The organism is Sporosarcina sp. E16_3, from assembly GCF_017347125.1.
In the GTDB taxonomy this organism is placed as follows: domain Bacteria; phylum Bacillota; class Bacilli; order Bacillales_A; family Planococcaceae; genus Sporosarcina.
In genome coordinates this window covers 54,528-75,125 of record NZ_JADPRX010000003.1, presented here as the reverse complement: position 1 = coordinate 75,125, position 20,598 = coordinate 54,528, and the positions used below count along the sequence as shown (strand labels likewise).

Sequence of the window (20,598 nt, the reverse complement as noted above, 5' to 3'; positions counted from 1 at the left end):
AAACAAAACGGAGGATCACTATTGTGACAATACGAAATTGGGTCAAATTCTTTTTTACGGCATTACTAATCGGAGGATTCGTGACGGCAGTTGTAGGATTAATTGTCCGCTGGGAGTTCTTCTCTCAATATTTATCCAACGGTGAATACGGCCAATTTATAGGTGCGTTTCTGTGGATGATCTTCCTTGGATTTACGATGAGCGTCGTTGCGCAAATGGGCTTTTTTGCTTATTTAACGGTCCATCAATTCGGTGTGAATATCTTTAAGACACTCACATTGTGGAACTGGGTTCAGCTTTTAATCATTGCAATTGTCCTGTTTGACCTCATCTTCTTCAGATTCCAATTGACGTCAGGTGAAACGGGCCGCACATTGCTGTACCTTGGGTTACTTGCAACACTTATTGGTGTTTCTGCAGTAACCGCTTATTTCAAAGCGAAATGGACGAAGAAACACACGCTCATTTCAGCACTATTCTTCATGATCGTTATTACAACACTTGAATGGTTACCGGCGTTGATGGTACGTTCAGGTAATATCGATTCATGGGTCACAATCATGCTATTCCCACTTCTTGCAGTGAATGCCTATCAAATCTTAGTACTGCCAAAGTTCAACAAGCAGTCAGATGAAGACAAGGTGAAACTGGAAGCGCGTAGAAAAGCACGAGGGAAAGTTACGAAATCTGCTAAAGTAAAATGAAGAAACAGCACAATTGCCAGAAGTGGCGGATTGTGCTGTTTCTTTATAAGATAAGAAATTATAAGTTTTATCTACTTGGATTGGTGTCTAGACTCCAGGCACCATCCCCTCGGGTCATAAGCTATTTGCTGCGGGGGCTGAAGTACGTCTCCTTGCAAACCGCCTTATGTCGGTCGCGGCTAAACCGCGCCTTGCGCTCTTCTTATAAGAGTAGTTGTAGCGATTGGATTATTCGGGTATTTTTTTGACATTCACTTTTGTCCCGAACAACATAGTTTCCACAGATATAAAGGTCCGATCTTTATCTAACCTTTTTAATTTAGCTAAATCAACACGATTATCCCGGTGATGTGGGACAGAAATGATTTCCCCTTTAGTGATAACAGGGAGGTCGCCGCCATCCCAAACAACAGATGAACCCAGTGCATTAATTTCAGCTTCCCAGAGCACACTATGCAAGGTGCTTGGGAAAACTTCGTCAACTGTACGGAACCAAAGAGGTTTTACTCCGAATGTTTTTTCGAACTGCTCAAGTTGTTCTATGAACAATGGGGTGTTTTGATCATAGGTTATTCCATTATCACCAAGAAGCCCGACAGAAATATTTTTTTCTTTGATAAGTTGTACTGTTTCGGGAAAACGTCCAGCCCATTTCATATCAACGAGTAGAAGTGGATAAGGTTTACTAAGTTCTCGAATCCATTTTTCCACTTCTAAATCCCCGAATGATATATTTACGGTTAGTGCAGAACCGCTGGCGCCGCGTACAATGACAACAGGCTCCTCCGTTACGCGGAACACGGATACGAGAGACAATTGCTTAGGTAAAGCGGGAAGAAGCAGGAAAAGAGCGCAGCAAATAATGGCGGTGATCATGTACTTGTTTCGCATATGTTGTCCCCTTTTTGAACAATCTATCGTAAGTTTATGAAAGTGTGTTGACAATTATGCAAAAGACGTGATACTATATATAAGTTGCTGTCGGGAACATAACAAACTTTTAAAAAAGGTCTTGAAAAATAATTATTGTTTGTTATAATGGAGATTGTCCTGAACGACATGAACAAGTTTAAATGAATAGTTATTATTCCGCAGTAGCTCAGTGGTAGAGCAATCGGCTGTTAACCGATCGGTCGTAGGTTCGAGTCCTACCTGCGGAGCCATATGCTTCCATAGCTCAGTAGGTAGAGTGCTTCCATGGTAAGGAAGAGGTCACCGGTTCGAATCCGGTTGGAAGCTCCAGAGCAGTTTTAGGAACAAGGCCCCTTGGTCAAGCGGTTAAGACACCGCCCTTTCACGGCGGTATCACGGGTTCGAATCCCGTAGGGGTCATAAATCTTTTTCAATACGATGTGTTGAAAATTGTTTGCCTGTTTCTTAAGGTGTTGAATATAATTCTACATAATTTATCATGGTGGGGTAGCGAAGTGGCTAAACGCGGCGGACTGTAAATCCGCTCCTTCGGGTTCGGCAGTTCGAATCTGCCCCCCACCACCAATAAAACTTTTTTAACACGAAGCGTTAAAAAGAGTTTACATTAAGGTTGTTATGCATAGCATTAAAAAAAGTTAACCTTAATTAACAGTGGGGTATAGCCAAGCGGTAAGGCAACGGACTTTGACTCCGTTACTCGTTGGTTCGAATCCAGCTACCCCAGCCATTTTTTTGCTTTACCAAACCATGTGAAATCCAAATAGCTTTATTAACCCTTTCGCGTAAGCGAGAAGGGTTTTTTTATGTCTTTAATTCTATTTAATATAGCCCTAAAGAACGAATTTAATGTACACTAAATGAAGGAATAACAATAGATATTATTTTTTCGCAAGGTTATTCATATTGAAGAGGTTTTCAGGAAAGAAGTGATTTTATGCAAGAAAATAATAAGATGATAAAAGATTTGATTCGCCATGATGGTAGTCATAGTCCAGAAAAAATGCTTAGGGACATTGCCTATGCACTTGATCAGTCAGCTATTGTCGCTATTACAGACCGGACCGGAAAAATAGTGTATGTAAATGAGCTGTTTACAAAAATAGCGCAATACAGCGTGGAGGAACTCGTAGGAGTCGACCATAGAATTATTAATTCGGGCTTTCATCCTTCATCGTTTTTCAAAGAGATATGGGCGACTATCGGCCGGGGAAATACATGGCATGGCGAAATCTGTAATAAAGCCAAAGATGGATCTTTTTATTGGGTTGACACGACGATTGTGCCATTTTTAAATGATAATGGAAAGCCTTATCAATATATCTCTATCCGCTATGACATCACTAAGAATAAAGAGTCTGAGCGGATGATACGAGATCTTGCTTATAATGATCAATTAACCAGTTTACCTAATCGAACTTCATTTCGGAAAATGTTTTATCAAGAAATAGAAGTGGCGAAAAAACAAGGGACAAATCGGGCCTTTGTCTATATGAATGTCGACCGTCTTCGCTATGTTAATGATTCGCTTGGGCATGAGGTAGGCGATTATATATTGTCTGTTATTGCCAAGAGATTAAAGACGATTCTAAAGGATAAGACAATTATTGGCAGACTTTCAGGTGATGAGTTTGCATTTATTCTACTAGAAATACTGGATACGAAACACGCTGAAGAACTGACAAAAGAAGTTCAAAAATATATTGAGGAACCTATTGAAGTAAAGGACCAAATGCATACACCCTCTTTAAGTTTCGGGATTGCCCTGTACCCTGAGCATGCTAAAAAACCTGCAGAGCTTGCAATGAAAGCGGAAAAAGCTCTTTCTATCGCAAGAGCGCATGGGGGTGGGGGATGTGAGATGTACCAGCACGGAACAGCGTCCAAAACATTAGATCGGATCTTGCTAGAGAATGAGTTAAGGAAAAGCGTCCATCTCGGTCATCTTCATCTTGATTATCAGCCTAAAGTGAACTTGAAGACGGGGCAATTGGTAGGTGTTGAAGCGTTAGTGCGTTGGAACCATCCTGATCTTGGCAGGATTCCACCCGATAAGTTCATTCCTGTGGCGGAAGAAACGAAAATCATTATACCTCTTGGGGAATGGGTACTACGTGAGGCTTGCAGGCAGGCAAAGAAATGGCAGGCTAGTGGGTATAGCCCATTTCGCGTTGCTGTTAACATGTCGGCTATACAATTGGAAGAACCAACTATCTTGCATACAATTAAAACAATTCTCGATGAGACGGGTGTCACGACGGATTTTATTGAAATCGAATTAACTGAAAGTGCATTTGCGGATCGGGAAGATATGCAGGATATAATTCGTGAGATAAGGGCATTGGGTATTACGGTGTCAATTGATGACTTTGGAACAGGTTATAGTACGTTTAGTTATATCAAAGAACTGCCAGCTGATACGATTAAAATCGATATGTCCTTTGTGCGAGATATACACTTGAATGAAGATAGCCGGGCAATCGTCAAGGCTATTGTAACTTTAGCTGATACTGTGGGCCTAAACGTCATTGCGGAAGGTGTAGAGTATGAAGAACAAGCTGTTATCCTGATGAATTTAGGTTGTCGCGAGGGGCAAGGATATTACTATAGCAAGCCAACTTCCCCCGACGCCTGTGAACAGTTCATGAGGAAACAGTTGTAAACGAATAAATATTCAGATACCTGTCGTGTTGAGCCAAACTTTCAATGGACTTATACTAGGGATATAGATAAGGGGAGGTAATTTGACATGCAACAGTTAAATATTTCATTAATCGGTGTACCACTTGATTTTGGACAAAGTCGTCGTGGGGTGGATATGGGGCCAAGCGCAATCCGATATGCAGGTGCTGTAGGAAGAATGGAATCGATTGGCCATCAGGTTACGGATGAGGGCGATGTTCAGGTAAGTGCTGTGGAACGAAAAACACATAGCGATTCGAATCTGAAAAACTTAGACGAAGTCATTCAAGCGACTACAGAACTTGCGCGAAAAGTGGCTGAAGTTGTGGAAGCAGGCAGATTTCCGCTTGTTTTAGGAGGGGATCATAGCATCGCTATTGGAACACTCGCTGGCCTTTCGGATAAGTATAAAAACCTTGGTGTCATCTGGTATGATGCCCATGCAGATTTCAATACTGCAGAGACATCGCCTTCCGGTAATATTCATGGAATGCCTCTTGCTGTAAGTGTCGGATTAGGACATGAAAGTCTCGTTAATATACATAGTGAAGGACGAAAAGTGAAACCAGAGAACGTTGTCATCATCGGAGCGCGTTCTGTGGATCCGGAAGAACGTCAATTGATCAAGGAACAAGGTGTCAAGGTGTTCACGATGCATGAAATCGATCGCTACGGAATGACGTCGGTTATGGAAGACGCTCTCGCCTATCTGCGTTCGCGTGATGTCGACGGTGTCCACTTGTCACTTGACTTAGACGGGCTCGATCCCTTGTATACACCAGGAGTCGGAACGCCGGTACCAGGCGGAATAAGTTATCGAGAAAGCCATCTTGCAATGGAAATGCTAGAAGACTCAGGCATGATTACTTCGGCTGAATTTGTAGAAGTAAATCCGATTTTGGATGAGAAGAATAAAACAGCTGATGTTGCGGTTGGTTTAATGGGCTCACTGTTTGGAGAAAAACTACTTTAATCAGTTCTTGGAAGCCCGTCTAGTAACTTAGATGGGCTTTTTTCACACCTGTTGATTAACTAAAATAACCATTGAATAACATGATCACCTACTGGGAGCTATGTGTATAGTTGGCACTTAACAAATAGAGTGTTCTTCCAAAAACGCTTAGTCGCTTGGTGATGGCCTTACGCAATAAGCCTGTCAGAAGATCACTGTCAGTCTTATTGCTTCGGCTCACACTTGTCGCTTCTTCGCTAGATTTGATCGTTATTCGGGTGAGATATACCACCTAGTTGATTCTAAATAAGTAGTGCCGAATCTATATATATAGATTGAGCTAATGATTCCATTCAATATCGCTTCGGGGATGCCTCCCGCCATAAGCCTGACAAGCTTCGCTGCCAGTCTTATGGCTCCGGCTGCCCCTTGTAAGGCGCCTGCGCTCAGTTCATATGACGTATTCAATACTTCAACCTATATAGTAAAGAAATGTCGCTTTCTATAAGACATCACATGATTAGATGTATACTCTTTGCTAAAAGTATGCAAGAAGCACATTATACAACGTGCAAAAGTGCCCGAAATTGCATCTTCGGGCACTTACACTCTTTATAGAATGTCATCTATTCTATTCTTCCAAAACAACTGCATTTTTCACTTGAATGTTGTAGGAACGCGACAGGCAACTATTCACAACATGATTACTGAAAAAAGTGTGTCTAGAAGTGACGGAGTCACTTCTAGACACACTTGGACCCTCAGTAAATCTGTATGAATAGTTCGTCGTAAGCGAACCGAAAATGATCTAGTGAAAATGGGGGTTTTCGAGCCCTTCTCACTAGTGTTTAATGCAAGTAAATGGTTAATTAACAGACGTGGAAATAATTAGCAATATCTGTTAAAATAAAATTAATGAAAAAAATGAAACCTGTCAATACCTTCAAACGTATAGAAGGGACAGCCGCATAGGGCGGAGGGTGAACTACATTGGATGAACTGATCAATAAAAGAATAAATGAAGTCTTGAAAGGCAATCAAAATGCGTTTGAAGAAGTAGTAACTTTATTTCAGCATCGTCTTTATCAAGTGTGTTACAGGATGCTTGGTAATGCACAAGAAGCAGAAGATATCGCGCAGGAAGCATTTGTCCGTGCCTATATCAATATTCATACATTTGACCAAAAACGGAAGTTTTCAACGTGGCTGTTTCGGATTGCGACGAATTTATGCATTGATCGAATCCGAAAAAAGAAACCGGATTATTATCTTGATGCGAATGTACCGGGTACAGATGGTCTGAATATGTACTCACAAATTGCCGCTTCCGGTGAGTTACCTGAAGATGAAGTTGAAAGAATGGAATTACAGGAACGCATCCACTACGAAATTGCAAGACTTCCTGATAAATACCGTTCTGTCATCATTTTAAGGTATATCGAGGAATTGCCGCTGCAAGAAATAGGTGACATTTTGAAATTACCACTAGGAACCGTAAAGACCCGCGTCCATAGAGGGCGGGAAGCACTTCGGAAACAGATGGGTAATATATAGGAGGGAATTACTATGAATACGTGTCCGGAACAAATCGTTCACTATATGCACGCGTATTTAGACGGTGATATTAGCCGTGACGAAGAGCGGCTATTGAAAGAACACCTAGATAGCTGCAAAGAATGTAAGGAAATCATGAATGGCTTAACTGAGTCTATTGCTTTTATAGGAAGTGCTACAAAAATAAAGGCGCCGGACAGCTTTGTCAAAGGTGTAATGGCGCAGCTTCCAAAAGAAAAATCCCAAGCAGGCGTTCAACGCTGGTTGCGTAGCCATCCGTTTTTGGCCGCTGCAGCCATGTTTTTAATCCTTATGAGTGCAACGCTATTTTCAAGTTATGGAAACGACCAGCAGTTTTCGGTGACGAAACAACCGAATCTAGTTGTCGAAGGTCAATCGGTACTTGTGCCCGTTGGTGAAACCGTTAAAGGTGACATTGTCGTTAAAAATGGCACGCTCCGTATCGAAGGAGAAGTGGATGGCAACGTCACAGTTATTAGGGGTTCTAAATATATGGCCTCAACAGCGATTGTGACTGGCAAGAGCGAGGAAATTGACAAAATGTTTGACTGGCTATGGTATAAAATGAAAAAGACAGCTAAAGACATCTTCCCATCTTCGAAAGGCGACGAGCAAGATGAAAAGTAGACTGGGCGACCCATGCGAACCGTTTGGAGTGGTAAGCGGTTCGCTCTTTTTCATTTTCTGGGAAAGGACAGTACAGTGCTGTTATGCTATACTAGACGCATAAGAAACTGTTTATGAAGGTAGGCGAAGCACATGCCAAAGTGGCAAGAATTAGTTGATTTCAGTCCAGTAGCGGCATTTATTAATATCGTAGATGTGCTTCTCGTCTGGTTTGTTTTTTATAAATTGATTACGATAATAAAAGGAACGAAAGCGGTTCAGCTTTTAAAAGGGATCTTCGTCCTTATTATTGCTCGTATTCTGACGGAGTTTTTTGGCTTAAATACGTTGCAATGGATGATGGATCAGGTTCTCCCATTTGGATTTCTGGCTATTATTATCATCTTCCAGCCGGAACTGCGGCGTGCTCTCGAGCAAATTGGTAGGGGGCGACTGTTCGCTCGTACAATGATGCAGGAAGAAGAGGAACGCGACCGTCTGATTGAAGCGTTTGTGAAGTCTGTCAGTTATATGGCGAAACGTCGAATTGGAGCGCTAATTTCGATTGAAAAGGAAACAGGTCTTAGTGAATACATTGAAACCGGTACCGGCATGGATTCGTTGATTACATCCGAACTACTTATCAATATTTTCATCCCAAACACACCGCTTCATGATGGTGCAGTCATTGTCCAGCGTAACCGTATTGCAGCAGCAGGATGTTATTTGCCGCTGTCGGAAAGTCCGTTCATCTCAAAGGAGCTTGGTACTCGGCATAGAGCAGCCCTTGGAATTAGTGAAGTAACGGATGCTGTAACGATTATCGTTTCAGAAGAAACTGGAGCGGTAAGTCTTACTGCGAACGGGGATATAGATCGGAATTTGGATATGGAGGAATTTGAAGCGCGGTTGCGAAGAGTTTGGTTCGGCTTAACACCTGAAAAGAAGGAGACTTCGATTTGGAAGTGGAGGTGGAGAAAAAATGGATAAGTTTATGGATAACCCATGGTTTCTTCGCTTTACAGCCTTATTCCTTGCAATTATTCTTTTTTTCTCCGTACAGGCAGAAGAAAAAAAAGGTAGTAAAGCTGTTGGGGATGCGATGGATATCATTCGTGATTTTCCCGTACAAGTCTATTATGACAATGAAAACCTTGTCGTGACGGGTGTCCCAGAAACGGTCAATATGACTATTGAAGGCCCAGCGAATATTGTACAGACAACGAAACTATTAAAAGACTTTACGTTGCGGGTTGATTTGTCGAGCTTACCAATGGGTAGGCATACAGTTAAGATTAAACCTGAGAATATTTCTGAAAAGTTGAAAGTGCAGTTTGATCCCGCGACAATTGAAGTTATCATCGAAGAGAAAATCACACAAACATTCCGAGTAGATCCAGAACTGAATGAACGTCTTCTGGCTGAAGATTACAATGTTGATAAGATAGATGTCATCCCGTCAACCATTGAAGTGACGGGTGCGAAGAGTGTTATTGAATCAATCAGTTTTGTAAAAGCCTCTATAACAGGAGATAAGGAAATTAACAAATCATTCGAGCAGCAAGCGAGGGTTCGAGTCCTGGACAAAGATTTGACGAAGCTGAATGTGACGATTGTACCTGAACATGTGGCGGTCAAAGTTGAGATATCTGAATATAGTAAAGAAGTACCCATTGTATTTAAGTCGCGAGGAGTTCCGGTTACAGGTGTCACTGTAGATACCATTTCAGCTGAGGATAAGACGATTCGTTTATCCGGTCCACGGAAAGTGCTGGATAATATTAAAGAATTCAGAGTTGATGTGGATGTATCCGAAGTAAAAGGACAAGGAACAATGGAGTTTGATTTGAAAAAGCCTAAAGGCGTTTCAAAGATGTCTATCGATAAAGTTAAAGTGAAAATAGACGCAACGGTGACCGACTCAGACTTAGAAGTACTCAATCCGGAGCCACCTGTTGAAGACGTAAAAGTAGTTACGAAGGAATTTAAAGACATGCCTGTTACTGTAAAAGGGCTTGATGAGAACTTTACGAGTTCATTTCGGAAACCCGCAGCTGGTTTGGTTGTACTAACTGTCACGGCGGAACAGGATGTCATTGATACCTTGGAGAAGTCTGATTTCACCGTCTATATCGATGCATCTGAAACAACGGACGAAGGAGAACAGAATTTCTCAGTCTTGGTTATAGGACCACTAGATGTACAGTGGGTACTATCAGATAAAGAAGTAACGATGCATATTGAACTTGCCTGACATTCGGTTGAATGTGTAGGATTGAAAGGGAGAATGGAAATGACAAAGTATTTCGGGACCGATGGCGTCCGTGGGGTTGCAAATGAGGAATTGACACCGGAGCTTGCTTTTAGATTAGGTAGAATTGGTGGGCATGTGTTAACGAAAGAATCAGCAGGAAAGTCACAAGTACTCGTCGGCAGGGATACGCGTATCTCAGGTCATATGCTTGAAAATGCCCTAATTGCGGGTCTTTTATCGACGGGTGTTGAAGTGATGACTCTTGGGGTTATCAGCACACCAGGTGTCGCTTACTTGACGCGCGTCATGAACGCACAGGCCGGAGTCATGATCTCAGCTTCACATAATCCTGTCGAAGACAATGGCATCAAATTTTTCGGTGCAGATGGTTATAAACTGACGGATGAGCAGGAAGAGGAAATTGAGCAACTGTTAAACGTGCAGGAGGACTCGTTGCCACGGCCAACTGGTGCAGATGTCGGTTCTATTACAGAGTATTTTGAAGGCGGACATAAATATATTCAGTACTTAAAACAGACGGTCGACGAGGAATTCACGGGAATTCATGTTGCACTCGATTGTGCACATGGTGCGACATCTACTTTGGCGACACATCTGTTTGCTGACCTTGATGCAGACCTGACAACAATGGGGGCATCGCCAAACGGATTGAACATTAATGACGGTGTTGGTTCAACTCATCCTCAAGAATTGGGTAAACTTGTTGTTGAAAAAGGTGCCCATATCGGCTTAGCGTTTGACGGAGACGGAGATCGTCTTATCGCTGTCGATGAACGTGGAGAAGTAGTTGATGGTGACCAGATTATGTTCATCATCGCACGTCATTTACATGAAGAAGGCCGCCTTAAATCCGGAACGATTGTCTCAACGATTATGAGTAATCTAGGCTTCTATAAAGCACTTACGGAACACGGCATGAAGAGTATTCAGACAGCCGTTGGTGATCGGTATGTTGTCGAAGAAATGAGAAAAGGGAATTATAATCTTGGCGGAGAGCAATCAGGCCATATTATTTTCCTGGATTACAATACAACGGGCGATGGGCTTCTTACAGGTCTTCAGCTTGTAAACATTATGAAAATTACTGGACGTAAGTTATCTGAACTTGCGGCAGGCATGAAAATTTATCCGCAAAAACTCGTCAATGTGCGTGTAACGGATAAAAATGCAGTGACGGATAATACACTAGTTGCAGAAGTAATAGCGGACGTAGAAAAAGAGATGGCTGGAAACGGTCGTGTTCTTGTTCGCCCTTCAGGCACTGAATCACTTGTACGTGTTATGGTAGAAGCGTCTTCTGAAGAAGATTGTGTACGTCTTGTCCAGCGCATTGTTGACGTTGTACAAGAAGAAATGGGAACCGAGTAAGATACTGAATCATTGACCGAAGATGCCGTTATTGGCAATATCTTCGGTTTTTTATTTTGCCGAAATAAAAAGGATATCTGCAAGATAGTGAAGGAAACACTATCTTAAGATACCCTTTTGCTTGTGATATGAGATTATCAACCGAAACGGCCATTGATGTAGTCATCGGTGCGTTCATCTGTAGGAGTGCTAAATAGTGTAGATGTACGATCGCATTCAACGATTTCGCCGTTTAGGAAAAATGCGGTACGGTCAGAAATTCGAGCTGCTTGTTGCATGTTATGTGTAACGATTGCAATTGTCACGTCATTTTTAATGGTGCGAATCAATTCTTCAACTTTATGTGTTGAAACCGGGTCAAGTGCTGAAGTTGGCTCATCCATTAAGATTACTTCTGGGTCAACTGCAAGGCAGCGTGCGATGCAAAGTCGTTGCTGTTGTCCGCCAGAAAGACTATATGCGCTTTTGTTCAGACGGTCTTTTACTTCATCCCACAAAGCCGCTTTACGCAAGCTGTCTTCAACAATCATATCTAGCATTGCTTTGTTACGGATACCGTGAATCTTCGGGCCGTAAGCAACGTTTTCATAGATGGATTTTGGGAATGGGTTGGGTTTTTGGAATACCATACCGACTTTTGAACGAAGCAATTCCACGGACATTGCTTTGCCAAGAATATTATTACCCATAAATGTAACGTTACCAGAAATGGTGACGTCACCTACGTTTTCTACCATACGGTTCAGTGTTTTTAAATACGTAGATTTTCCGCAGCCGGAAGGGCCGATGATTGCCGTTACTTCTTTTTCATTGATGGACAAGTCGATGTTTTTTAGCGCGTGTGCCGTGCCGTACCAAAGATTCAAACCGTTTGTTTCATAAACTGCTTTTGTCCAGTTTTCATTTTTCATGACGCGGAGCTTGGCGTCTTCGGTAGGTCGAACGAGTGTTTTTGTCATACTAATCCTCCTATCAATTTTTGAGCTTTTTTTCCGATCTGTTTCTAAAGTAGATTGCGAATCCGTTCATTGTAATGAGCAAGACCATCAGCACGATAATACCTGCAGAGGCAGCATCTGCAAATTCAGGTTGTGGGCGTTTGGCCCAGTCGTAAATTTGCATCGGAAGAGCTGTAAATGTACTAAGCGGTCCAGTTGGCAAGAATTGAACGATAACCGGGATCCCAAGAACGATAAGCGGTGCTGTTTCACCGATGGCACGTGAGAAGGATAAGATGCTACCTGTCAAAATAGAACCTGTTGCGGACGGTAAAATCACATGAATGATTGTTTGCCATTTTGTTGCGCCCATGCCGTATGACGCTTCTCGAAGTGTGTCTGGTACGGAACGAAGTGCTTCTTGGGAAGCGACGATGATGATGGGTAAGATTAGCAAACTCATCGTCAATCCAGCAGCCAAGATGCTGTTGCCTAGCGATAATGCGCGGACAAATACAGTTAAACCAAGAAGCCCGAAGACAACAGAAGGCACGCCCGCAAGATTACTGATATTCATCTCAATAAAAGCGGTCCATTTATTTTTTTTAGCATATTCTTCAAGGTAAATAGCCGAACAAAGGCCTAGGAACATGGATACCGGAATAACGACGGCCATGAGAGCCAGTGTGCCGACAAGCGCTGCTTTAATGCCCGCCTTTTCAGGGAAGCGAGATCCGAAATTCGTAAAGAATGAAAGATTCAACCGCCCGACCCCATCTGCCCCAATACCGTAAAACAGGAAGAAAGTAATTCCTAGAACGGTAGCGACGACTGCGCCGAACAGCCATTTCATCGCCGAATCTTTTGTCAGCCGCCGATTTATTTTTGACTGGAGAACGCGGTCCATATTAGTATTCCTCCCTGAATTTCGTCTTGATGTATAAAGCGGCCCGGTTCATTAGGAATGTAAACAGGAACAGCATGAAACCAACAGCGTAAATGGAGTAGTAGATTGTTGTACCATAACCTGCGTCGCCTGTTGCGACTTGAACGATATACGAAGTCATCGTTTGAATTGAACCTGTAAAGTCTATATTGAATACTGGCGTGGAACCCGCGGCAAGTGAGACAATCATTGTTTCTCCTACAGCACGTGATGCAGCAAGAATAATCGATGCGGCGATCCCGGAAATAGCTGCAGGAAAGACGACTTTGATAGCTGTTTCGAATCGGGTAGACCCAAGTGCATAAGATCCCTCGCGGAATGAAGCGGGAACAGCAGAAAGTGCATCTTCCGAAAGTGAGATAATCATTGGTAAAATCATAATCCCGACAACAATTCCGGCACTTAGTGCGTTAAATAATTTTAGTTGTGGAATGAATGACTGTAGCCATGGCGTCACGACTGTTAATGCGAAGAATCCGTAAACAATCGTTGGAATACCAGCTAGTAACTCAATAATTGGCTTGATGAACTTTTTGATTTTAGGTGTTGCATATTCACTGAGGAAAATCGCACACGCAAGTCCGAAAGGGACCCCAATTAGTAGTGCGACGCCTGCAATCTTTAATGTACCGGTTATTAGAGGAAGCACACCGAATGCCTGATCAGCATTGGAGAAAGGTGCCCACTCTGTACCGAAAATGAAATCGGTGATCTTTACTTCTTGAAAAAAGATGAATGTTTCTTTTAGCAATGTGTAGATAATCCCGAATGTTGCCAGTACAGTAACGGAAGTGACAGCAAGTAAAAGATGCGGGATGATTTTGCCGAACTTCTCATTCTTTTTCGCAGCAGCAATGACATCGCGTGTTCGCAACTTTTCTGTCGGTTTTATTGAAGTCAATCCGTGGACCTCCTAGTGGATATCGTTGTTTAGTTTAGAGAGTGCGTTGTTGAAAGGATAATGGCTGCCCTACTATGCAGGACAGCCTGAATTGCTTCTATGCTTGAAGATAATCAGGTTTTATTTCACGGAATCCAATGTTTTTCGTGCTTCTTCGTAGTCCCCATCAGGAAGTTGGACATAACCGACTGCTTTTGCCATTTCGCCAGCATTGTCGATTACATATTCCATGAAGTTACGAACTTCTTTTTTCTCTTTTAGTGCAGCATTGCTAACATAAACGAATAGTGGACGTGAGAACGGTGTGTATTCGCCTGACTCGATCGTTTTTGCATTCGGTTCAACTCCATCAATTAATACAGCATTCAGAGAGTCTTTATTTGATTCGTAGTAGGCGTAACCGAAAAACCCAATTGCGTTTTTGTCGCCTTTAATGCCTGTAACAAGAACGTTGTCATCTTCAGATAGTGTTGCAGATTTTACAAGGTCAGCATCTCCTAAGACAACTTCATTGAAGTAGTCATATGTTCCAGAATCTGTACCTGGTGAATAGAAGACGATTTCTTCAGCAGGCCAGCTTGGATTGATGTCAGACCATTTTTTTGCTGTTCCATCTTCTGCCCACATTTTTGCAAGGTCTTCAACAGTAAGTGAATCGACCCAAGTGTTTTCTTTATTCACAACGATTGTCAAACCATCGTTCGCAAGTTTAAGTTCTGTATAGTCAACGCCTGCTTCATCTAGTTTAGCTTTCTCTTCATCTTTAATGGGGCGGGATGCATTTGAGAAGTCTGTTGAACCAGCGATGAATTTCTCAAATCCTCCACCTGTACCCGAAACACCCACAGAGACTTTAACGTCTTTTTCAGCTTGTGCATATTCTTCAACAATTGCTTCCATGATAGGCGCAACAGTTGACGATCCGTCACCCGCTACACTACCGCTCAAGCCTTCGCTTGTTTTAGCTGATGTATTGCCTTCTGTTCCGCCGCAAGCTGCAAGGAAAATCGAGCATGCAAGTCCGAGTGTTGCAAGTGTCTTCATGTTTTTCATCTGTTTTTGTCCCCCTAGAGTGTTTTGACTACAATTCATATGATAGAGGGGAATTGTTGTGGGGGTATGAAGCAATGGTTAAGGTTTTGTAAATGAGGTGTAAGTGGCTGTCAGCTATATGGTAGGCGGGAACCCCTTCCTCAATAAAAAAAAGCATACCCTAAAGAGAATAGGGCAGCCTGTCTGATGGTTAAAGTTCATTCGAAAATATAATGCAATGCTTTTACAGCCTGATCGACCGTTTCGACGGTGGCGTTTGCTTTGCGAGACAATTCCTTTAGTGCGTGATGGTGCTCTTCATTACGAATAAGAATGAGTGGTTTGCCGAATGCGACGGCGGCACTTGCGTCCATCGCTGTGTTCCATTGCTTATACTTCTCCCCGAAAAGAGCGATAACAAGATCGGCTTGCTTCATTAATAGCTCCGTGCGTAAATTATTAAAGTTAGATGCCGCAGCATCTTTGGCAATTGCATTCGGCTGCTTGCCTAGAATATCTTCTCCAATGTTATCAGAACGGTCGTGGTCTTCCATGGGACCTACGAAATCAATTGGTAACTTAAGTGCAGCAACTTTCATCTTTACTTCCTCACGCCATGAACTATGGATTTCCCCTGCCAGATAAACAGTTAACCTCATCTAAATTCCTCCTCTTTAATACATTTAATTGTAGCACTCATATTCAAAATGTTGCTCATTAATAACCGAAAGTTTAGACTATGACTAGAGAGATAGGGGGAAATAGAATGAAAACACTTTGGCATAACGGCACGATGTATTCGATGGAACAAGAAGGCGGCCAAGTTGAGGCGCTGCTCACAGAAAACGGTAAGATTCATGCAGTTGGTACATTTGAGGATTTAAAAGAACAAGCAGATAATGAAATTGATTTACTAGGTTCCGTTCTTTATCCAGGATTCGTCGATAGTCATATGCATATGATTGGCCACGGCGAAAAGTTACTGAGTCTGGACTTATCGAAGGCATCGTCCGCTGATGACATGATGGACATGCTGATGAATGCTCATCCTGATTTGAAATCAGACGAATGGTTTATCGGAGAGGGTTGGAATGAAAACAATTTCCCAGATAAAAAGATTCTTACGCGACATGAATTGGATAAGGTGACGGATTCCCCTATGCTTTTGAAGCGGACATGCCGGCACGCAGCGCTTGCAAATTCAAAAGCGCTTGAGCTAGCAGGTATTTCAAAAGATACACTAGATCCCGAAGACGGCGTCATTATGCGCGATGCAAATGGGGAACCAACGGGCTATTTGAAAGAAGGAGCGCAGGAGATTGTGCTCGCCCTAATTCCGGAGCCGACGGAAGAATCATTAACACTGGCATTGCGGAAATCAGTTGATGATTTGCTGTCACTTGGACTGACAGGCGGCGTGACGGATGATCTCGGGTATTATGGAGACTACAAAAAACCACTGCAAGCGTTCAAGAACGTTATTGGCGAACAGAAGAAGTTTCGTGCGCATTTATTGCGACGGTCAACTGTTTTCAAGCAATTGATGGAAGAACAAGCTACGTATCACGAGCCTTGGATAGAGCCTGGTGAGATGAAGTTTTTCATCGACGGAGCGCTCGGTGGTAAAACGGCTTTGTTAAGTAAACCGTATGCGGATACGCCGGAAACATCCGGAATGACTGTCGTGACTGATGAAGAAATCGATGCAATAGTGGCACTCGCCCGAAAACATGGTGAAGCAATTGCTGTCCATGTCATCGGCGATGCAGCTGTTGAAAAAGCGCTCTATGCGATTGAGAAGTACCCGGTTCCTACTGGGAAACGTGATAGGCTTATCCATGTAAATGTCTTGCGTGAAGATCTAGTTGAGCGGATGGAAAAGCTGCCAGTCATCCTTGATATACAACCGGTTTTTGTATCGTCAGACTTCCCGTGGGTAATGGAACGATTAGGGGAAGATCGTCTCGATTGGGCATATGCGTGGAAAAAGTTGCTCGACCGTGGATTCATTTGCGGTGGTGGTTCAGATGCACCGATTGAAGAGGTTGATCCACTGCTTGGCATCTATGCAGCGGCGACGCGTCGGAAGCCAGGGGAAACCCATGAAGGCTATTTGCCAGATGAAAAACTGAGTCGCTTTGAAGCAGTCGGTTTATTTACGACGGGTAGTGCAGGCACAATTGGGAAAGCGGACGTCCGCGGTAAACTAGCACCGGGATTTGATGCTGATTTCACTGTGCTCGACAGGGATTTATTCGAAGTGGCAGATGAAGAGATAGTGGGCGCAAATGTTGTGATGACTGTTGTTGCAGGTGAAGTGATGTTTAGAGGGTGATGTTGAACATATTTGGTTCGTCAGCGGCAATCAATCATAAAACTTGGGTAACCGATCATATAAGACCGCGAGCGATCATATAACCCGGCAAACCGATCATAAACCTCGCTAACAATGTGGTAAGCTAGAATCAATCTAGTAAAAGGGGTCTGGCAAATGTCTAACAGTTGGAACGACCGGTTCTTAGCAAAAGAATATGTCTACGGAAAAGAGCCCAACGGATTTCTCGTAGAGGCGGCACAGCAGTTACCTAAGGGTAAAGTGCTTTGCATCGCAGAAGGAGAAGGGCGTAACTCGGTTTACTTAGCAACGCTTGGCTTCGACGTGACGGCGTGGGATTATGCGCCAGCGGGACTGGAGAAAACCAAGCAGTTAGCAGATGAAAAAGGTGTCGCCGTAAAAACTGAGCTTCGAGATTTATCGGAGGTAATGTGGGAAGAAGAACAATGGGATGCAATAGTCCACATCTTCGGTCATTTCCCGGGAAACGTTATGGACCGTACGTTATTGGGGATAAAAAAATCGTTGAAACCGGGCGGCTACTATATTAGCGAACTGTATTCGAAAGAGCAACTGCGTTACGGAACTGGTGGCCCACGGATTGCAGAAATGTTGTGTGATCCAGTTCAGATGCTCGAACAATTCGACGGTTATTTCGTCAAACACTTCCATATTGGGGAAGTTAATCGCGTGGAGGGGCAGTTGCATACTGGAACCGCCCACGTTGTGCAAAGTATGTTTCAAAAAAGAGAGGACGAGTAACGAATGAATGGACAGAATCGTGCAGATGTAACACCTGGAATAAGAGTGGCAGTCATATTGAAAAAAGATCAGCGGTCGGGCACAAAGACGGAGGGTGTCGTTAAAGATTTATTAACGAACTCTAGCTTCCACCCACATGGTATTAAAGTACGTTTGGAAGACGGACAAGTTGGACGGGTTTGCGAGATCTTGTAAGGTAAATTATCAGCTGTATACTAACTCGAAGCAACTGGAAACCCATTCTTAAACACTAAGAATGGGTTTTTGCGGTAAGGTTTACTATATCTGAATGACGCTAAGAATTAGGCGTCATAAAGGAGGAAATGATGTGCAGAAAGATACTGTACGAAAAGCGGGGGATATTGTTTTATTCATTGTAATTATGGGCTTGTTATTGCCTTTTGTACTTATTGGCTCTTTATATGTCTGGTTCGCCGGACTGTTATTTTTGCTACCACTTTTGCTAGTGCTTTATGTATCGCTGGGTACTGTATTATTCGTAAGAATGTTTGGGAAAAGCAAACATGAAAAAGTTGTTTACCGCATCATCATTGGACTTGTTAGCCTATCACTAATTGCCGCAATTCCGGGCATTTACAATAAAACAAGGGCCGTCGTGCAAGATGGTTATGTGGATACGAGCGCATATGAACCATTTAGTGACCATACAAAAGCGGTGACCCTGACCGAACCTTCGATGTTGAAAATTGAAGAAAATCTGCCGATTATTGATGGCGCGACTGCACTATATCCTGTCTATGCTGCTTTCGCACAGGCAGTGTATCCTGAAAAAAAGTATGACCAACACGACAGTGAAGTGATGTCGAATCGTACGGGGGAAGCTTATAGTAATCTCGTAAATGGCAGGGCTGATATCATATTCGCGCTTGCCCCATCTGACCAGCAGTTGGAGGTAGCGAAACGATTAGGAAAAGAACTAAAGTTGACGCCCATCGGCAAAGAAGCGTTTGTATTTTTTGTTAATGAAAAAAATCCTGTGCGGAGTTTGACCGCAGATCAAATCAAGGGAATTTACGCGGGAGACATCTCGAATTGGAAAGCAGTCGGCGGTAAGATGAAGGCTATTCGGGCTTTCCAAAGACCTGAGGATAGCGGTAGCCAGACAGCTCTCCAACATTTTATGGGCGACGTGCCGATTATGGATCCGCCTGTTGAGGACATTGCATCACTAATGGGCACAGTTATCGACCAAGTATCCGATTATAAAAACTACAACAATGCAATTGGCTACACGTTCAGATACTATTCAACGGAAATGACGAAAAATAACAACATCCGTTTACTGGCTATTGACGGTGTCGAACCAACAAAGGAAACCATTCGCGCGGGGACTTATCCGGTTACAAACGAATTGTACGCCGTCACAGCTGGGAGTAACAATCCGCATGTTGAAGCATTCATTGGCTGGGTTTTATCGGAGCAAGGGCAGGAGATTATTGAGAAGACAGGGTACGTTTCGAATTAATTATGGATTTATGGAGGATAGTAAAATGAACGAAACCAACTTGACTATATTATTAGAACTCAAGCACCCTATCATCCAAGCCCCGATGGCAGGGGTGACGACGCCGGAATTTGTGGCGACATCTGCGGAAGCAGGCATACTTGGTTCAATTGGAGCGGGTTATCTATCAGCCAATGAGACGCGTCAGTTTATTCGCGATGTGAAGGAGCGGACGAAGAAATCGTTTGCGGTGAACTTGTTTGTTCCGGAACGGGTTGAAGTGGACCCGCTGTATTTACGGCAAGCATATGAGGCGCTACAACCGATTGGCAAGCAGCTCGGTCTTCCGTTTTGGGAAGTAACGCTTTCTGAATCTGAATTTGATAGGCAAGTTGAAGTAGTGGTAGAAGAAGGCGTGAAAATCTGTTCCTTTACATTCGGATTGCCGGATGAAAAGACCGTGCGATTGTTGAAAGGAAATGACGTTTATCTCATCGGGACAGCAACGACTGTGGAAGAGGCGAAACTGGTAGAACAAGCGGGCATGGATGCAATCGTTGTACAAGGCAGTGAAGCAGGTGGGCACCGAGGGTCTTTTGCTGGTGAAATAACGATGATTCCTCTGGTTGAATTGCTTGGAGCGGTAGTCGCAACTGTTCAAATTCCAGTCATTGCAGCAGGGGGCATCGCGAATAAAGAAATGATGGGTAAAGCGCTATCTGCTGGGGCACAGGCTGTTCAAATAGGAACTGCATTCCTGGCGGCCGATGAAAGTGGCGCACATCCTCTTTATAAACAGGCAACTTTGGATGCAGAAGTTGGGTGTACGGTATTAACAAAGGCCTTTTCTGGAAAAACTGCACGCGGTATACGCAATCGATTCATTATTGAAATGAGAGAGGAAGTTATTGCACCCTACCCGTATCAGAATGATTTAACAAAAAAGATTCGTAAAGAGGCGGCAAAGCAAGGAAATACTGATTTTATGTCGTTGTGGGCGGGCGAAAGTGTGCATTTAAGCACTAGTGAAAAATTGAAAGCTATCATCGGAAAGCTTATTTAATAATTTGCGCCATTCAGCCATCCGATTTGGTACACTGAATAAATGATATTGATAAGGATGGCGA

General features: G+C 43.2%; 19 protein-coding genes and 5 tRNA genes. 18 read left to right on the top strand and 6 right to left on the bottom strand.

The window, feature by feature from the left end:
* The first annotated feature begins 23 nt into the window (after positions 1-23).
* Entirely contained in the window at positions 24-704 is a 681-nt protein-coding gene (locus I2483_RS04025; protein WP_207174056.1) for a KinB-signaling pathway activation protein, read from the top strand.
* Between the two features lie 228 nt (positions 705-932).
* Here the strand turns inward: I2483_RS04025 and I2483_RS04020 are convergent, their stop codons facing one another.
* The gene (locus tag I2483_RS04020; protein ID WP_207174055.1) at positions 933-1,595 is read right to left on the bottom strand and encodes a polysaccharide deacetylase family protein; all 663 of its coding nucleotides are present in this window, start codon (positions 1,593-1,595) and stop codon (positions 933-935) included.
* Between the two features lie 197 nt (positions 1,596-1,792).
* Here I2483_RS04020 and I2483_RS04015 point away from each other — a divergent pair.
* From I2483_RS04015 to glmM, 12 genes are all read left to right on the top strand, one after another.
* Positions 1,793-1,867, top strand: a tRNA-Asn gene (locus tag I2483_RS04015).
* Positions 1,868-1,870: 3 nt separating this feature from the next.
* Positions 1,871-1,946: transfer RNA gene (locus I2483_RS04010), tRNA-Thr, on the top strand.
* An 18-nt stretch (positions 1,947-1,964) separates the two neighbouring features.
* Positions 1,965-2,036, top strand: a tRNA-Glu gene (locus tag I2483_RS04005).
* An 81-nt stretch (positions 2,037-2,117) separates the two neighbouring features.
* Positions 2,118-2,201: transfer RNA gene (locus I2483_RS04000), tRNA-Tyr, on the top strand.
* Between the two features lie 88 nt (positions 2,202-2,289).
* Positions 2,290-2,364, top strand: a tRNA-Gln gene (locus I2483_RS03995).
* Positions 2,365-2,571: 207 nt separating this feature from the next.
* Entirely contained in the window at positions 2,572-4,296 is a 1,725-nt protein-coding gene (locus I2483_RS03990) for a putative bifunctional diguanylate cyclase/phosphodiesterase (protein WP_207174054.1), read from the top strand.
* A gap of 87 nt (positions 4,297-4,383) precedes the next feature.
* On the top strand, positions 4,384-5,289 hold the full coding sequence (rocF, locus tag I2483_RS03985) for an arginase (RefSeq protein ID WP_186671465.1): 906 nt from the start codon (positions 4,384-4,386) through the stop codon (positions 5,287-5,289).
* A 969-nt stretch (positions 5,290-6,258) separates the two neighbouring features.
* Positions 6,259-6,822 (top strand): RNA polymerase sigma factor SigW, encoded by a 564-nt coding sequence (sigW, locus tag I2483_RS03980; RefSeq protein WP_207174053.1) that lies wholly within the window; start codon positions 6,259-6,261, stop codon positions 6,820-6,822.
* 12 nt (positions 6,823-6,834) lie between these two features.
* Positions 6,835-7,470, top strand: a complete 636-nt coding sequence (locus I2483_RS03975) for an anti-sigma factor family protein (RefSeq protein ID WP_207174052.1) — start codon at positions 6,835-6,837, stop codon at positions 7,468-7,470.
* 132 nt (positions 7,471-7,602) lie between these two features.
* The gene (gene cdaA, locus I2483_RS03970; protein WP_207174051.1) at positions 7,603-8,439 is read left to right on the top strand and encodes a diadenylate cyclase CdaA; all 837 of its coding nucleotides are present in this window, start codon (positions 7,603-7,605) and stop codon (positions 8,437-8,439) included.
* On the top strand, positions 8,432-9,703 hold the full coding sequence (locus tag I2483_RS03965; protein ID WP_207174050.1) for a CdaR family protein: 1,272 nt from the start codon (positions 8,432-8,434) through the stop codon (positions 9,701-9,703). The genes cdaA and I2483_RS03965 overlap by 8 nt, the downstream gene beginning before the upstream one ends.
* 39 nt (positions 9,704-9,742) lie before the next feature.
* A complete protein-coding gene (glmM, locus tag I2483_RS03960; protein WP_207174049.1) occupies positions 9,743-11,092 on the top strand; it encodes a phosphoglucosamine mutase in 1,350 nt (449 codons plus the stop codon).
* 137 nt (positions 11,093-11,229) lie between these two features.
* On the opposite strand, the gene pstB is transcribed toward glmM, so the two are convergent.
* The 5 genes from pstB to I2483_RS03935 all read right to left on the bottom strand — a co-directional run bounded on the left by pstB (position 11,230) and on the right by I2483_RS03935 (position 15,568).
* Positions 11,230-12,051, bottom strand: coding sequence for a phosphate ABC transporter ATP-binding protein PstB (gene pstB, locus I2483_RS03955; RefSeq protein WP_207174048.1), 822 nt, complete (start codon positions 12,049-12,051; stop codon positions 11,230-11,232).
* Positions 12,052-12,064: 13 nt separating this feature from the next.
* Positions 12,065-12,937 carry a phosphate ABC transporter permease PstA gene (pstA, locus tag I2483_RS03950; protein ID WP_207174047.1) on the bottom strand — a complete coding sequence of 291 codons (873 nt, stop codon included), beginning with the start codon at positions 12,935-12,937 and terminating at the stop codon, positions 12,065-12,067.
* A 1-nt stretch (position 12,938) separates the two neighbouring features.
* Positions 12,939-13,877 carry a phosphate ABC transporter permease subunit PstC gene (gene pstC / locus I2483_RS03945; protein WP_207174046.1) on the bottom strand — a complete coding sequence of 313 codons (939 nt, stop codon included), beginning with the start codon at positions 13,875-13,877 and terminating at the stop codon, positions 12,939-12,941.
* 120 nt (positions 13,878-13,997) lie between these two features.
* Positions 13,998-14,930 (bottom strand): PstS family phosphate ABC transporter substrate-binding protein, encoded by a 933-nt coding sequence (locus I2483_RS03940; RefSeq protein WP_207174045.1) that lies wholly within the window; start codon positions 14,928-14,930, stop codon positions 13,998-14,000.
* A gap of 197 nt (positions 14,931-15,127) precedes the next feature.
* Positions 15,128-15,568 (bottom strand): YtoQ family protein, encoded by a 441-nt coding sequence (locus I2483_RS03935; RefSeq protein ID WP_207174044.1) that lies wholly within the window; start codon positions 15,566-15,568, stop codon positions 15,128-15,130.
* 107 nt (positions 15,569-15,675) lie between these two features.
* Between I2483_RS03935 and I2483_RS03930 the strand changes: the two genes are divergently transcribed.
* The 5 genes from I2483_RS03930 to I2483_RS03910 all read left to right on the top strand — a co-directional run bounded on the left by I2483_RS03930 (position 15,676) and on the right by I2483_RS03910 (position 20,534).
* Positions 15,676-17,244, top strand: a complete 1,569-nt coding sequence (locus I2483_RS03930; protein WP_207174043.1) for an amidohydrolase — start codon at positions 15,676-15,678, stop codon at positions 17,242-17,244.
* A gap of 156 nt (positions 17,245-17,400) precedes the next feature.
* Complete coding sequence (locus I2483_RS03925) at positions 17,401-18,006, top strand: class I SAM-dependent methyltransferase (protein WP_207174042.1); 606 nt, start codon at positions 17,401-17,403, stop codon at positions 18,004-18,006.
* Positions 18,007-18,009: 3 nt separating this feature from the next.
* The gene (locus I2483_RS03920; protein ID WP_207174041.1) at positions 18,010-18,201 is read left to right on the top strand and encodes a YwbE family protein; all 192 of its coding nucleotides are present in this window, start codon (positions 18,010-18,012) and stop codon (positions 18,199-18,201) included.
* A 133-nt stretch (positions 18,202-18,334) separates the two neighbouring features.
* Positions 18,335-19,492: a PstS family phosphate ABC transporter substrate-binding protein gene (locus tag I2483_RS03915; RefSeq protein ID WP_346267696.1), complete on the top strand. Its 1,158-nt coding sequence runs from the start codon at positions 18,335-18,337 to the stop codon at positions 19,490-19,492.
* A gap of 25 nt (positions 19,493-19,517) precedes the next feature.
* Positions 19,518-20,534, top strand: a complete 1,017-nt coding sequence (locus I2483_RS03910; RefSeq protein WP_207174040.1) for an NAD(P)H-dependent flavin oxidoreductase — start codon at positions 19,518-19,520, stop codon at positions 20,532-20,534.
* Positions 20,535-20,598 lie beyond the last annotated feature (64 nt).